12 protein-coding genes and 4 pseudogenes are annotated in these 15,360 nt (G+C 41.0%); 7 read left to right on the top strand and 9 right to left on the bottom strand.

What is annotated here, in order from left to right; all coding sequences use genetic code 11:
• Positions 1-96: 96 nt before the first annotated feature.
• A complete protein-coding gene (locus tag N1I87_RS15080; RefSeq protein ID WP_341102679.1) occupies positions 97-285 on the bottom strand; it encodes a YjfB family protein in 189 nt (62 codons plus the stop codon).
• Positions 286-470: 185 nt separating this feature from the next.
• Here N1I87_RS15080 and N1I87_RS18115 point away from each other — a divergent pair.
• The 3 genes and pseudogenes from N1I87_RS18115 to N1I87_RS15070 form a co-directional block, all read left to right on the top strand.
• Positions 471-824, top strand: a pseudogene (locus N1I87_RS18115) (flagellin N-terminal helical domain-containing protein); the annotation flags it as partial.
• A gap of 747 nt (positions 825-1,571) precedes the next feature.
• Positions 1,572-1,832, top strand: a pseudogene (locus N1I87_RS18110) (flagellin); the annotation flags it as partial.
• Between the two features lie 85 nt (positions 1,833-1,917).
• Complete coding sequence (locus tag N1I87_RS15070) at positions 1,918-2,505, top strand: hypothetical protein (protein WP_341102674.1); 588 nt, start codon at positions 1,918-1,920, stop codon at positions 2,503-2,505.
• A 1,003-nt stretch (positions 2,506-3,508) separates the two neighbouring features.
• Here the strand turns inward: N1I87_RS15070 and N1I87_RS15065 are convergent.
• The 3 genes from N1I87_RS15065 to N1I87_RS15055 all read right to left on the bottom strand — a co-directional run bounded on the left by N1I87_RS15065 (position 3,509) and on the right by N1I87_RS15055 (position 6,467).
• Positions 3,509-4,477 carry a bile acid:sodium symporter family protein gene (locus tag N1I87_RS15065; RefSeq protein ID WP_341102671.1) on the bottom strand — a complete coding sequence of 323 codons (969 nt, stop codon included), beginning with the start codon at positions 4,475-4,477 and terminating at the stop codon, positions 3,509-3,511.
• Positions 4,478-4,797: 320 nt separating this feature from the next.
• On the bottom strand, positions 4,798-6,102 hold the full coding sequence (locus N1I87_RS15060; protein ID WP_341102669.1) for an ammonium transporter: 1,305 nt from the start codon (positions 6,100-6,102) through the stop codon (positions 4,798-4,800).
• Between the two features lie 5 nt (positions 6,103-6,107).
• The gene (locus N1I87_RS15055) at positions 6,108-6,467 is read right to left on the bottom strand and encodes a P-II family nitrogen regulator (protein ID WP_270584631.1); all 360 of its coding nucleotides are present in this window, start codon (positions 6,465-6,467) and stop codon (positions 6,108-6,110) included.
• Between the two features lie 675 nt (positions 6,468-7,142).
• On the opposite strand from N1I87_RS15055, the gene N1I87_RS15050 reads away from it, so the two are divergent.
• Positions 7,143-7,388: a hypothetical protein gene (locus N1I87_RS15050; RefSeq protein ID WP_341102666.1), complete on the top strand. Its 246-nt coding sequence runs from the start codon at positions 7,143-7,145 to the stop codon at positions 7,386-7,388.
• A 229-nt stretch (positions 7,389-7,617) separates the two neighbouring features.
• Here the strand turns inward: N1I87_RS15050 and N1I87_RS15045 are convergent, their stop codons facing one another.
• The 4 genes from N1I87_RS15045 to N1I87_RS15030 form a co-directional block, all read right to left on the bottom strand.
• The gene (locus N1I87_RS15045; protein WP_341102665.1) at positions 7,618-7,992 is read right to left on the bottom strand and encodes a cytochrome-c oxidase; all 375 of its coding nucleotides are present in this window, start codon (positions 7,990-7,992) and stop codon (positions 7,618-7,620) included.
• A gap of 429 nt (positions 7,993-8,421) precedes the next feature.
• Entirely contained in the window at positions 8,422-9,006 is a 585-nt protein-coding gene (locus tag N1I87_RS15040; protein WP_341102663.1) for a 3-oxoacyl-ACP reductase, read from the bottom strand.
• 283 nt (positions 9,007-9,289) lie between these two features.
• A complete protein-coding gene (locus N1I87_RS15035) occupies positions 9,290-10,066 on the bottom strand; it encodes an arginase family protein (protein WP_341102661.1) in 777 nt (258 codons plus the stop codon).
• 263 nt (positions 10,067-10,329) lie between these two features.
• On the bottom strand, positions 10,330-11,706 hold the full coding sequence (locus N1I87_RS15030) for an ISLre2 family transposase (protein ID WP_341100688.1): 1,377 nt from the start codon (positions 11,704-11,706) through the stop codon (positions 10,330-10,332).
• A gap of 313 nt (positions 11,707-12,019) precedes the next feature.
• On the opposite strand from N1I87_RS15030, the pseudogene N1I87_RS15025 reads away from it, so the two are divergent.
• Positions 12,020-12,406 (top strand): annotated as a pseudogene (locus tag N1I87_RS15025) (IS607 family transposase); the annotation flags it as partial.
• A gap of 110 nt (positions 12,407-12,516) precedes the next feature.
• Here the strand turns inward: N1I87_RS15025 and N1I87_RS15020 are convergent.
• A complete protein-coding gene (locus tag N1I87_RS15020) occupies positions 12,517-13,719 on the bottom strand; it encodes a transposase (protein ID WP_063210481.1) in 1,203 nt (400 codons plus the stop codon).
• A 131-nt stretch (positions 13,720-13,850) separates the two neighbouring features.
• On the opposite strand from N1I87_RS15020, the pseudogene N1I87_RS15015 reads away from it, so the two are divergent.
• Both N1I87_RS15015 and N1I87_RS15010 read left to right on the top strand, forming a co-directional pair.
• Positions 13,851-14,147, top strand: a pseudogene (locus N1I87_RS15015) (recombinase family protein); the annotation flags it as partial.
• A complete protein-coding gene (locus N1I87_RS15010; protein ID WP_341102659.1) occupies positions 14,110-15,288 on the top strand; it encodes an RNA-guided endonuclease InsQ/TnpB family protein in 1,179 nt (392 codons plus the stop codon). The pseudogene N1I87_RS15015 and the gene N1I87_RS15010, both read left to right, overlap by 38 nt.
• Positions 15,289-15,360 lie beyond the last annotated feature (72 nt).

Below are 15,360 nucleotides of genomic sequence, written 5' to 3'. Positions count from 1 at the left end.
ATCACAAATGGAAAGGAAATATCAACTGATGGGCATAGAAGATACAGAAAAGATGATATTAAAAAATCCGGCAGCTCGGCTGTCGGATTTTTTAAGTTAAATCCTTACATCAATCTTATGACCGGCTGTCGGATGGGGAGCGGGAACCGATGATTGCTGAATCATGTTGATCATTTCTTGGCTTTGAATTTGCGCCGTATCCATCGCTTTTTTCGTTAGCGCAATTTCGATGTTTTGCTGCAGCTGGATTTGATGCAATCCAACCGATAGTGCGGCAATATCCATAAAGAACCCTCCTTTTAGCCAATTTAGCTCATTTTAGCATAAAGACGAAAAAATTTTTTTAAAACTATTAAACAATTTCCGGACTCACCGATATAAAAAATGAACGAGGAAATAGGGCGGCCGACCTATTATCCTCACGTTCACAAGGATGTGAACTAAAACAAAAATTCAAGGAGGAAAAGAACATGATTATCAACCACAATATCGCAGCGTTAAACACGTTAAATCGATTAAATGTCGCCTCTAATGCACAAAGCAAATCCATGGAAAAGTTATCTTCCGGTCTTCGCATTAACCGTGCTGGAGACGACGCAGCTGGTCTGGCTATCTCTGAAAAAATGCGTGCTCAAATTCGCGGATTAGACCAAGCGTCCCGTAACGCTCAAGACGGTATCTCTTTAATTCAAACCGCTGAAGGTGCGTTGAATGAAACGCATTCTATTCTTCAACGTATGCGTGAATTGGCCGTTCAAGCTGCAAACGATACGAACACATCAGACGATCGTTCTGAAATTCAAAAAGAAATTAACCAGTTGACTGAAGAAATCAACAGAATTGGAAATAATACTGAATTTAACACTAAGAAATTAATTAATGGTGATGCAAGGGGGGCAGGTAGATCTGGAGCAGTTCAAGAAAGTGTTAAATTTGATTTATCTGGTATCACTACTGGAGCTACAGGCAATACAGTTTTAACAATCGGTGGAACTGATTATACTATTGTATATGATAATACAACGAATAATAATGACGACGGTAGTGCTGATGGTGTAGACGCATCTACGAGAACTATTACGATTGCAACTAACAGTTCTGATCCAAATGAATTAGGCGATCGGCTAAAAGCTGCATTTGAAAAAATGCGTGGCATTGATCCAAGCCTTTCAATCAGTGAGTTTAATTTTATTTCAGATGGTAACGAAGGAATTACTATCACAGCTCGTGTTGGTGGAGCTTACGATGGGCAAGCTGGTGATGGACAGATTAAGTTTAAGAGGGGTATAAATCCAGTTACAACACAGCTAGCTCAAGGTTCTAATGGTACAAACGGGAGCTTGACATTCCAAGTCGGAGCAAACAATGATCAACAAATTGTGCTTTCAATTAACGATATGCGCGCGGTAGCTTTAGGAATTGCTAGTACATCACCTGGCGGAGATGCTGATGCAGGTGCTGGAAATGCAGTATTTACTTCTGGAGAAGACAACCAAATTACTAAAGATGTAACAGCTGGGACAGAGTATGCTTTAGACGTATCAAGTGCTGCAAAAGCTACAGATGCTGTAAAAGTTATTGATGAGGCTATTAAGAAAGTGTCGTCTGAACGATCTAAATTAGGTTCTTATCAAAATCGTTTAGAACATACAATCAATAATTTAAGTACATCTTCTGAAAACTTAACTGCAGCTGAATCTCGTATCCGTGATGTAGATATGGCAAAAGAAATGATGGAACAAACGAAAGCTTCTATTCTTGCTCAAGCTGCGCAAGCTATGTTGGCTCAAGCAAACCAACAACCACAAGGAGTATTGCAACTTCTTCGTTAATTTTAGATTACATGAAAGGGACTCTAGTTTTGCTGGGGTCTCTTTCTTGTTTTTGATATAATTTACAACGGTATGGTGATAATTTGTGTGTTATATGGTAAGTACAGGTAATATTAAAGAATATCTTGTAAAGTCGACGGAAAAAGATTTAAAGAAATATATTGGTTCCGAAGAATATTATTCTTTTGAAGCTAAGATAAAAAAGGATTTAGATATACAAAATGTTCAAACACCGTATAGTATATGTAATAAGTTAACCTCCTTTGCTACTTTAGGAAAGGTATATAGTCTCAATGACATAAAATCTGTATTTTTCTCAACGAGAAAAATAGCTGAGTTGTTATCAACTACTTTTGAAGTTATAATAGAATTAGAAGAGATTTTTGAAAAAGTATCTAAGATAATGGTTCATTGTATTTTGGTTCATGAGTTAATTCATGTTTGGCAATTAAAAGTTGGAAAATTGTCTAAGGAGATTTTTGAGAGAGAAAGTCTAAAACCTTATTGTGAAAGATCATATGAAAAAGAAGCATTTGAGAAAACTAATAATATCATGAAAAGTCTTGATCCATTTACAAAAGCTGTAGTGGAAATTATGATGGGGGAAGAGAAGTTAGATAATCAATCCTTACCTGGTTTTACTAGTTTATACTTTAATGAATTTAAGAATTAGTAAGGATATTTTTTTGAAAAATAAGTATTGGTTACGGTCAATCTCTACGATTTGTTAGATTTAATCTAGAGATTTATCTATAAAAGGTTAAGCAAAAAAGCATTAAATGGAATGCTATTTTAAAAGAAACTCTAGGACAATTCATCCTAGAGTCAGAGTGTAGACAAAAGGCATCCGAATGTGTGTATTCGGATGCCTTTTGACATTTTTATACTTTAAAGGTTGGGACTAGACCCCTCTAAGGGGTCTCAGACTGTCGACAAATCCGAAAAAACCGGATTTGCCGACAGTCTGAGGAGAGCAGATGATCTGCTCTCCTTTTACTATGTGCGCCCGGCATGTACATGAACTATAGGTTGTAAGTCCCGAACCCCGAAGACAGAAGTAGAGGTTAGCTCAACGAAAGGGTGTCCGTGGTGACGCGGAATCTGAAGGAAGCTGGAGGCAAAACACCGGTCCGAGGAACACGAACCTCATATAAGGCTAGGTATGATGGAGTGAGTTTGCATAACAAAACAAAGCTCTTTCTGTCGAAGGTCATATCGAGTAAATGAGGCGGATAGATGGTGTGAAAGTGCATGTACTTACCCGGGGAGGTCTGGCGGATATGTGAAGTACTCTTCATAACCTACTTAGTGATAAGTAGCTGAACCGTCAGAAGTCAGCAGAGGTCATAGTATTAGTTGGTCTAGAACAACTAAGAAGGACCGAACAATTAAGAGAGAATAGCCCTTGGTATTCAGTGAGTCATGATGAACACAGAAAACGTAGTACCTCACTTGAGGGAGGAAGCGGTGAATCCCGTGGGAGACCTCTTGGAGGGTGGAGTGACCACTGGCATAAAGAGAACAGCTATTCACGGAAGTTATAAAGACTTGCGTCAATTATCTTAATTGAACCGCCGTATACGGAACCGTACGTACGGTGGTGTGAGAGGACGGGAGTTAATCGCTCCCTCCTACTCGATTAGTTGTGGTACGGTTCCGTAACGGCGTTTGTACTACTAAGACACCCTCTTTTCCAAAGCCTTAGCCTGTTTCTGATAATAGTGGTCCACGATGTGTCCGTATGTGGAGGCGAGGATTTGCTGGAAGAGCATGCCGATCACAACGGGAACGGCGGCTTTGGCCGGGAAGTAAGAAACTGCGACGACCGCACCTGCGCTGATGTTGCGCATGCCTCCAAGGAATGTGATCGCGACCACTGTGTCTTTTTTCTGTTTGAATATCCGGCCGATAATAAAGGACAGGTAGTAGCCGCTAAAAGCGATCAAAAATACAGCCGCCGCAATTTCGACCAGTTTCCAATCGATATGGCGCAAATACGGAGCAATCACTGAGCTGTTGATTAAGACGACGATTCCTAAAAAGATTTTCGAAAACGGGGCCAAGCGAGGGGCGAGCACTTCCTTGGCTTTTCCTTTTGAAATTTGGTTGGCCAGCATGCCGATCAGCGACGGAATGACGATCATTCCGATCAATCCACTCATAATATCCATCGTGTTCATTTCCACTTTGGCTCCGATGAAGAAGGAAACCGTATAAGGAACGATAAACGGCGAGAGAAACGTGTCGATCAAAATCACCGAAAGAGTAAGAGGAATATTTCCTTTATAAATGGAAACCCATATAAAGCTTGTGATGCCGGTTGGAATGGCCATAGCCAAAGTGAGCCCCGTGATGGTGTAAAGATCTCCGTGAAAAGCAAGATGGCCAAAAGCCCACGCTCCAAGCGGCATTAGAATATGGAGGATGGCCAAAGTTAAAAAAATGGGCAGCGGGTGCAGAATGGCTTCTTTAAACGATCGAAAATTCGAACTTAAGCTGCCGGCAAATGTCATAAACGCAAAAAGCCACGGAACTAAAAAAGCAAAGGAATGCAAAGAATGGGCGAATAATACGCCAAGGATCACGCTGACCGGCGTGATAATCGGCATTCTTTTTTCCAGTTGTGCATTGAACTGTTGTAACATGATTTTCGCCTCTGTCATCCAAAATATCTGTTTCTTCATGAAAACGGATATTTCCATTTTATCGAAAAGACCGAAAAGAAAAAAGTTTAGATACTTCCTGTTCTTCTTTTTGGCCATGACGATAACGGTTCAACGAGTATATCTTTATTGTATCCTTGTGGGGAAAAAAGAGTGCTTTTGAAGCTTAAGAAGTTCAGAGATAATGGAAGAGATAGGTACAAATGAAGATGAGATTGGTTGGAAGAAGCAATAAACAAAACAGGCCGGCTTGTTAAGCCGACCTGTGAGGTGGTTATAGTCTTATGAAAAGCCAATCAAGATTATCCGGAGATTTTTTTGCTTTCCACGGGGGCGATGGTGATGCCGGTGGATTCTTCAAAATTATAAAGATTGCTCGGAATGTCTGCAAATCGTTCTAAATCGTTGTAAGCCGGAATTCCATGGTAAGCCATGTCCAGCCCTTCGTCCTCTTCTCGTTCTTCGACGCGGAATCCCACTGTTTTCTCAGCTACTTTCGCAATGACTGTGCCGCTGATTAGGCCCCAGGCGATGACCACGACGGATCCCAGCACCTGAACGCCTAAAAGGGAGAAGTGCCCGGTGGTCAACAGCCCTTGCGTGGAATCGAACAAGCCGACGGCGATCGTGCCGAATACGCCGTTAAAGCCATGGACGGCAACCGCGCCGACCGGATCGTCAATTTTTAAATTATCGATGAAAAGAGTCGCATAAATGACGATGATTCCACTCACAGCTCCGATGATGATTGCGCTCCATTCTGAAACATACGCACAGCCGGCTGTGATGGCGACTAATCCTGATAAAACGCCATTGATGGTTAAACTAGGATCCGCTTTTCCGTATTTTCCGATGCTGAAAAGAAGGGCGGAAGTACCGGCGCTTGCCCCAGCCAGCATAGTGTTTAACGCAATCGATGCAAGATGAGTGTTGGAGGCGTCTAATGTGCTTCCGGCGTTAAAGCCGAACCAGCCAAACCATAAAATGAATGCACCGCACGAAGCTAACGGAATATTGCTTGGAGCAAACACGTTGACGCTGCCGTCGGAGTTAAATCTGCCTTTACGCGGTCCCAGCCATTTGGCCATCGCCAACGCAGCAAATCCGCCGACCGCATGAATGGCCGCTGATCCGGCGAAATCTTTCATTCCCATTTTGGCCAGCCAGCCTTCGCTGTTAAAAATCCAGTGCCCGGAAAGAGGGTAGATGATGCCCGCAATCAGAGCGGCTGTTAATACATAGGCTTTAAAACTCATCCGTTCCGCTACAGCTCCTGAAATAATGGAAATGCAAGCGACCGCAAATCCCATTTGAAACAAAATATAAGCAGCGCTCGGCAAATGGAGAGTAAGGTGAATGTTTTTAGGGCTGCCAAAAAGACTGGTGCCGATCAACCCGAAAGCATCTTTCCCGAACATAATGCCGAAGCCGATGATCCAAAAGGCCAGAGCGCCAACCGTTAAATCAACAAAAATCTTCATCGTGACATTCACCGCGTTTTTCGTGCGAACGAAACCGGATTCCAGCAAACTGAATCCGCCTTCCATGAACATCACCATCGCCGCTGCGAGACAAACCCAAACGGTATTGATATAGGTTAGTTGCATCGATCTCATCCTCCTTGATTGGCTAAATCATCAATGCTCCAATCGGATGCACCGGTCCGAATATTATAAGCTTCCAAAATCGGGTAGACGTAAATCTTCCCATCGCCGTCTTCTCCTGTCTGTGCGCATTGAATAATCGTTTGAACGGTCGGTTCCACCATGTAATCCGATAGAACAATTTCTAATTTCACTTTAGGATGGAGCGTCACTTTATAATTTTTTCCCCGATACACCCCTTGAGTATCTTTTTGTTTCCCCCTGCCGACTACTTGAGAAACCGTAAAACCTGTAATCCCTATATTTTTTAATCCTTTAATCGTCTCGGTTACTTTTTCCGGTCGAATAATGGCTTCGATCTTTTTCATTTCATTGCACCCGATTCATGTTAGATTTTCTAACATTAATTTGATATTAATTATAACAATATTTTTGCTTCTGTCAACGACCAATGATTTGTAAAACGAGAAAAAAGCGAACTTGCCAGCCTGTCCTAGCCGGAAAGTCCGCTTTTTCATCGGAATAGATGAACATTTTGGCGAATTTTTTTTCGCTTTTTCGCGTTTATCGTTTTTTAGACGGACGGTTTAGTCCATTAAAACGGAGGTGATGAAAGATATTTGCATTTTTAGCAACATTATAAAAATTTGGTTCATAAAGCCGATAAAAATGAAGGATGAGTAGAATGGGCACTTTATGATTGAGCTTATTCAAGAAGGATAGGAACAACGCCGCCAATCCAATCCGTTCATAATGAAAGAATCTTTGTTATAGGAATCGCTGAAGTTGAAGGGGATAGATGGTTTATCATGTTGAAGTAAAAGGCCATAGTGGTGTTTCTGTTCAATATCGTAATTCAAAAAGATTCTTGGAAGAGATGGCTGTTTTTATGAACCTTTCTCATCGATAAAAAAGGAAGTGAGAATTATGTTTAGCAGATTAAACCAAGAACAGATTGCCAATTTTCATTCTAATTGTCAGCTTTTGTTGCTTCGTTCTCTTTATGGATATAAAGGACATGTAATAGAGGAAAAAATAATTGGGTGATGTTAGATGGCAAAGGTTTTCGTGATATGATGGAAAATGCAACAGGACCCATTCATCCAGAGAATGTGATCCATATGTCAGCAGACGAAGAACGCCGACTTCGCAGCAACGGAAACAGCGAACTTCTGATTCAAGCGTTAAAAAGAGCTGGCGAATTAGGAATACTAGATCCAAATGGTCATCAAAAATCACCTGTCGTCCAACGAATCAATCAAAGTTTGGGATATAAAGCCTACGGATGATAATCAAGAACAAATAAAAATAGGACGTTCCATTTAGTCAACAATGAACGTCTTCTTTTTTGGGCTTTCGTTGAATATACCAACACCCGTTACGACATCTATGATTTTGCTTTGGAAGTTTTGCTTCAAAAGATATTCAGATAAAAGAAAAATTCCTCAAATGACCGATTGCTCCACTAACCATCAGTGGGGTGACAGAAAAACCCCGCTGATGGAAGTTGCACCGTATTTAAGTGCTGCTGTTTTTTAAATTAGACAAGACATTGATGGCAAAAAGGATAACTGCAATGACCACGAGAATGAGTCCTACCAACGCTGCAGTTTCGGCCGACGGATATCCTGACTGCAAATAAGCGAGAGCAATTATCAACACTAGAAAACCGATGTTATAAAGCCAAAAATGTGTTTTTCCTAGAGCTGTGGTGCCGAGTTGAGGAAATTGATGATAAATAAGTCCGGCTAAGCCTAAGGATGTCCAGCCGAGCAAAAGAATGGATGTGTACACGTCGCTTAGGATGTATGAATGGGATAACGAAATATATAATCCTAATAAAATGCCAATGACAAAATAAACAACCGCGATTTTAATGAATCGGATTCCCATGTTGTTCACCTCCTTTTTCCTTTACCATATTATGTTGTTTGTTCGAAAAGATGAGTTGGAGGATGACAAAAAATGGTTGTTTTTGAGAAATAGGTAAAAAGCCTTCGTTTTAGCGAAAAAAGGACAAAATGTGGAAAATACGTATATAGGCGGAACAGAAAATGGACGTACATACATTTTGGCTTGGGAATCCAAAATAACGGCGGGCCTTGTTAGAGGAAAGGGAAAACAACATGAGCCGGCTTGTTTTTTCAACTGATTGGTATAGGGGATCCAAGATTTAAGCGGATAAAAAAAGGATGCTGATCATCTACTTGTCAGCATCATCCAAGTTCCTCATTTGGACGGAATCAAAATGTCCTTTCCAACGGCGTTTTCGGGTCAACCAAGTTTTCCGTGTTCCCATATGCAAATGTAAGTGCCGTTTCGTTAGTCCATCACCAATCCGCCGCTCACCATATTGACGGTGATGTTATATGGGCCTAATTCCTGTGCCATGTTTCTTGTCAAAGCAAGCAATGCCGCCTTGGCTGTTGTATAGTCATGATAGGAAACGACGGGATTTTGAAAAAGATTGGTTCCGATGGTGATGATTCGGCCGAATTTGGAGGCTTTCATTTTTTCTAAACCGGCTTGAATGATGTTCAGCGCTCCACGTACGCTCCCTTCCAGCTGCTTTTGAACATCTTCCCATTCAATCGTAAAGGCGTCTTTTTTGTTATCGGAATCAAATTGAAAATCAATCAGGGCATTATGAATAATGGTCGTGACCGATTTTCCGAAATGCTCTTCTGCTTTTCGAAACAGGTTTTCCATATCTTCTTTGCTGCGGACGTCTCCTTGCAGCGCCAATGTACGAGGTCCGAGTTCTTCCGCCAATTTTTCAGCTTTTTCTTTGCTTTGGTAATAATTGATGATGACTTGTGCTCCTTCTCGGACAAAAGAACGGACTATTGCCGCTCCAAGACCTCTGCTTCCACCGGTTACTAATACGAGCTGCTCATTGATCTTCATTTGTTCTTCCTCCTCTTGGCAAAAAATTTTTGAAGGGGTTCCTTCATTTATGATTATGGACCTTTTCAATCTGTATGGCAGGACTGCCGTTCAAGCAAAATAAAAACTGCTTTCCCGAGAAAGGAAAGCAGTGCATGAACGAATGGATTTGCTTCCCTCTGCCGGTGTTAACTGGAGCCGTTTCAATATTTGAAGTCTTCTTCATACGACCATTTCAGTACTTCCGTTGAAAGTGGCATATATTTTTAGAAATGTAACAAGCGTGGATGGAAGGACTATCTCGTTATGCTCCTTTTAGATGGGAAGCTCCTTCAAAAAAAGTTTGCAAAATTTTGATATTGGCGGATTCGTTTTTGCGAAGGGCTTCTTGAAAGTTTGGATCGAAATACTGATCGGGCGAGAATTTTGCTTCTCCGCAAATGTCCATTCCGTATACGTTTTTATATTGCAGCAGTTCCTCTATATAATGGAGCAATGAAGCGAGAGACATTTGTCCTTGATCCCAGTTGGTGATGGCGTCTGTTTTCTTGAGCACATCTTTATCGATGCTGATATAAACGGTGTTTGTTGGTATGTTGGAAAGAATCATCTTGGAAGAAACTCTGTGGCTGTTGTATGGAAAAATGGTCGCGTTAGGCAAAGAAGAATCCTGATTCTTAAGAGAGGTTGGTCCAATGATCACGGCTTTTTTCAGCATGGGAATGTTCTTTAGGGCATAGGATACCCATGATCCGCAAGAAAGCAATGTGTCTGATTCGTCGGAACGGCCGATGTCAGGATGGTGATCGAATAAGACAAGCGTAAAGGGCTCTTTGATTTCTTTTAACAAAGAGGATGTGACATAATGGTAGTTTCCGCTTCCGATCAGCGTCATCCCTTTTTTCCGTCTTTCGGCAAGACGTTGTTCAATTTTGGTTAAAGAATCTTGTTCGCAGTATAAGTTCACGTGTTGGAGATCGTAGAAGTCAATGTTTTCGTGAGGAAAAAGCTGAAGTTTTGACTGCAGTTTGTATGTTTCATCAAAATGTAAAACCGTCATACCCTTATTCACTAAACCCATTGTTTTCATCTCCCTTTGGTTGAATCATAGGTTTTGAGAATGAAGCGACATTCGGTTTTCTATTCTATTACTATAGCACAAAACACACAGCGAATGAAAAAAGGACTCCTCCTTTGAGTCAGTCAAGATTTTGTGGGAACTTTTTTGGTTCGCTAAAAAACAGGTGTAAGTCATAGGTTAGCGAACCATTTTTTTAAATTTCATCCGTAAGCGCTTTCGGACTCTCATCCCTTGCCATGACAGACCGATATGTATACCTTTTTTTACCATCCCTTGAGTTCAGACAGGACATGATAGATCGGTGTCCCGGACGATTGCTGTAAATATGGCACGTTATTCCGCGTGATCTCCGGCCAAAGACGGCGGACGCGTTGTTTCGCCTTGTTCACGATCGTCTGTTTGGTGGATGCCGTCGACACCGTTTCCTCCGCCGGATGCGACGATTCTTCTCCTAAACGACGTCCGAAAAGACGAATCCCATCCATCCGGGCAATCATTGCCTTGAAAAACGCCCTAAGTCCCTTGTCTGTCCAACTGCGGCGGTATTTCACCCGATACGCCAACTGGCTCATCACGCTTTCAGCCCTCCCCATCGGATACATGCCCGTTGTGTCCACTCCTTGCTCCTTCAGCCATTCCCGGTAATCACGGATGCATCCCGGCATCGATTCGATCCGGTGGATCAAGGCAGCCAGCTGTTGTTCTTTCGCTTCGTCCCCCAGCGTGCCGAGGGCGCTGTTCAGTTCCACAAGCAGCTTCTCTTCATCCTGCTTCGCCAGCTTTTGCCGAATCGCCTGCCACCGTGGATGGCCCGAGAGGCATTGGCGCAACTCACGCGCCACGTGGAATCGATCCAATTGGAAGCAGACCCGTCCTTTGAAATACTCCCGGCACGCGGTAATCCATGGAGCGCCGTCCCCGTTGATGACAAGAAGATCCCGACACGGATCATAGGCATATTCATTTATCAAAAATTCCTCGAAGCCTTCCCACACCTCCCCCTTGCCCTCATGGACGTAATGGCGCTGATTGACAAATTCGATCCGTGAGCCGTTGCGCTTCCACCCTTCGTGAACGGTTAGGATCTTGTCTTCCTTGGCCCGTTTTCCCTTCCCTTGGCGAGAAACAAACAGTCCATCGGCCTCCACAAACAGCACCCGTCCATATCGCTGGTTGACCGGGCAGTGCAGCGGAGCTTCAGCTTCGAGCACCAACTGGCGGATCGCCTCATGGCTCATCACCGGATACCCGACCATCTGGGCAAGCGTACGAGCCGCTTTGCGATAAGAAGAGCACTCCACCGCCAATCCCACCGCTGTTTCTTCTAGACAAGGGCTGATTGACTGCGATCCATCAAACGCTAAAAAGGAATCAAGCAAAAACGTGTAACGGTTTTGTTCCCGGTCTAAATAGTAGTTCCGCTCAAAGGTAACTTCGCCAAACAGGGTTTGAATCGTGATGCGTCGTTTGTCTTTCAAGTGGTACCGGCGCTTGTCCCGGGTTTCCGCCAATTGTCGGTCGATGTCCTCCAACAAAGCCGTAAACAGTTCGGCGAAGGCGTTTTGCAAGGCTCGAAACAAATCAAGTTCGATCTCTTTCCATGACAACGAATTTGTGGTAAGATGTTGTTGAATATTCATGGGACTCTCTCCTCCTGTTTGATGGTTTGGCAATGATCATCTTACCAGGGAGAGAGTCCTTTTTTCATGTTTCCTGCTTGGGATCCTACCGCGCTTCGCTTGGTGGCCCCGATGAGGGGGATTGCGAACCTACGTTCCCAACCCCCTCATCGGGGAATTCTAAGAATTTCTCCCACAAACATTTTACTCACACTCCTCCTTTATAAGGGGCTTGGAGGGCTTAAACAGTTTTAAATAACTTATAAAAAGTTATAAAATTTTTATTTACTTTATAATTTTTTCATGCTATATTTAATTTAAGGAGGAATATAGCATGAGATATTATAGCATTCATGAATTTTCCAAATTAATCAATCGAACGCCACAAACTTTAAGAAATTGGGACAAAAGTGGAAAATTAAAACCACATCATACTGGCTCAAACGGCTATAGATATTATTCTCACGATCAACTTAAAGAGGTACTTGGTATTAAAGAAACCAGTCAAAAAGTGGTTGGTTATTGCAGAGTTTCTTCTAATAAACAAAAAGATGATTTGCAAAGACAAGTTGAAAATATGAAAAAATATTTAGAATCGTTAAATGTTGAATATGAAATCATTCAAGACATTGGTAGTGGGATTAATTACAAGAAAAAAGGTTTGCGTCAACTAATCAAAATGATAAATGAGCATTTTGCAAAATTAGATTTTTTGGATAAAAGTATAAAAAATAAAGCACTCGACAAATAGCTACCAGCATGTTATTTTACAAAATATTACAATAATCTTGTTTTCGGGCATACCTACAGAATTTTTCACATTGAATTTTTTTAAGCGGCTTTCTTCCCTTTATTTTCCTTTGCCATCGCTAGCGCTGAAACAAGTAATACAATAGCGTTCAGGTAAATATGGGTCTTTACTTTTTCAATTCCCCATACATGTAGGGAGTTCGCCGTAAGGTAGCTTTTCATTCTTGAATTACAGCGTTCTACACTTGTCCTCTCGTTGTAAAGCTCTTTCCAACGTTTTGTATCACGGTGCGGATTGGAATATCGGCGCACATCCTTTTTGATGTCGACTTTTACCACCATTCCATAGTTGGAAGATGAACAGGCTGCCATTCCTAATGGGCAATCCACTTTGCCGGTTGCGTGAGGACATCTGAACTTGAGCTGGTCCTTATCAGCTCCCCAATAAGTCATTTCATAACCCATGGAACAACGCGGAGTTCCATTGGAAGAAATCCCTTCAGGAGGCTCTTTTTCGTTGCGCAAATTGAGCGGGATAATGGCTTGCGCTCCAATGTTTTTGGCTGATTCATAGTTTTTTAGTTGGTCATATCCGCCATCCATGATCAGAAATTCAATTTTGGATTTGGTACGCTCTGCCACTTGCTCTATTAATTCTGGTGCGACTTCTCCATCGTTCACATGGGCAGGGGTTACTTTTATGGCCATTGGCAGTTCGCTTGCGGTATCGACTGAAAGATGCATCTTATAGCCAAACCAGGTAATTTTATTGCCGAAGGAATCATATTTTGCGCCCCAATTGGCATTACCCGTTTGTTCACTACGCTTTTTGGGCTGTTTCTTTTCATAGGCATCAATGGCGGCACTGTCGATGGCCTGGTGGCTGCCGTCAATTATTCCTTCCTCCTGAGCTAACTGTACCAAGTCAAGGAAGATCTTTTCAGCCAGCTTTTTTTTGGTAAGTGCCGCAAAAACCCGGCTGAGAGTGGAGATAGACGGTGCGGGGCGATCAATCGATAAACCGCATTGATAACGGAAACGAAGGTCTTTATCCAATCGATGATGAAGGGCGGTAAAGGTGTCGATGCCTTCGAGTGGGGCAGCGATGAGAGCCCTTAGAATCCCTTCTCTGGAATGACCGTCAGCCCCTCGGGGTGAAGAACTTCTCAACTGTTTAGCATAAGGGCGTAAATCAAGCGAGCTAAAAAAGATAGGTAATTTCTCTTTTGACTCTAATTTTTGCAGTTCTTCAAAGGAAAATAGGCTTTCTTGTAGAATATACAAAGTGACTTCCTCCTTTTGAATTTTTGTGCTTTCGTCACTTCAAAAATTCTACATTTTAGGGGTGAAGTCCTTTTTTGTGTCTTTGAAATCCTTATGGCTCTTGGGTCAAAAAATATGCAAAATGCTCAAATAACAAAGAAGTAGATAAAATAGTAGTATTCCATAAAGATAGGCTTCTTAGATTTGGTTTTGAATTGGTTGAGTATATGGCAAACCTTAATGGGTGTGAGATTGAAGTTTTAGATAGCACTGAAAAAACAGATGAACAAGAACTTGTAGAAGATTTAATACAGATTGTTACAGTATTTAGTTGTAGATTACAAGGAAAACGTGCTAATAAAACTAGAAAGTTAGTAGATGAATTAATTGAGGAAAATGAGGAGTTGCTAAATGATAAAGTCAATAAAAGTGATGTTGAAACCAAATAATAAGCAAAAAACTAAATTATTTCTATATGCGAATACAGCTAGATTTGCTTATAATTGGACAATTGCAAAGCAACAAGAAAATTATCAAAATGGTGGTAAATTCATCAATGATTCAACTTTGAGAAAACAGTTTACTCAAATGAAAAATCTTGATGAATTTAATTGGCTGAATAATGTAAGTAATAATGTAACGAAACAAGCTATTAAAGATGCTTGTGATGCTTACAAACGATTTTTTAAAGGACTATCAAAATATCCAAAATTTAAAAGGAAAAAGAAATCTATACCTAGTTTTTATCAGGATAATGTGAAAATCAAATTCACAAAAACACATGTTAAAGTAGAGGGATTTGCTTCAAGTAAAAAGTCGAATAAACAAAAGATAAATTGGATTCGATTAGCAGAAAAAGGACGTATTCCATTTGGTGAAAATGTTAAGTATATGAATCCTCGATTTACATTTGATGGTTTGAATTGGTGGGTATCTGTTGGAATAGAAACAGATAGTGATTATTCTCCTTCAAAAACAGAAGGGATAGGTATTGACTTAGGAATAAAAGATTTAGCTGTTTGTTCTGATGGTAAAGTTTATGGAAATATTAATAAAACAAAAAGAATTAGGCAATTAGAAAAGAAAAAGCGCAGGTTGCAACGTAAAATTTCAAGAAAATATGAAAAAGGAAGGGAGGGAAACCGTTACAGGAAAACCAACAACATTATAAAAAGTGAAAAGCAACTTTTAAAAGTTTCACGAAGACTAACGAATATTCGTCATAACTACATACATCAAATCACTTCTGAAATCGTAAACAGAAAACCAATGTTTATTGTTTTAGAAGATTTGAATGTAAAAGGTATGATGAAAAATAAACATTTAGCTGAATCTGTTCAACAACAGTGTTTCCATGAATTTAGAAGACAAATTGAATACAAGTCAAATTGGAATAATATTCGCTTCATTTTGGCGGATAGATGGTTTCCAAGTTCTAAGTTGTGTTCTTGTTGCGGAAAAGTTAAAAAAGACTTGAAGTTATCCGATAGAACTTTTGAATGCGAATGTGGAAATATTGTTGATCGAGATTATCAAGCGTCTATAAATCTTAAAAAATATGGTGAAAATGTTTTAGAATCTGCATCTTAACAATGCAAGTTAATGCAGACATGTACCGATTCGTTAGTCGGGAATTTACGACTTTGGAGTGTTACACCAAAT

It is taken from the genome of Bacillus sp. FSL W8-0102, assembly GCF_038007225.1.
Taxonomy (GTDB): Bacteria; Bacillota; Bacilli; order Bacillales; family DSM-4216; genus Bacillus_O; species Bacillus_O smithii.
The sequence above is the reverse complement of the archived record's forward strand: the minus strand, read 5'-3'. Positions and strand labels throughout refer to the sequence as shown.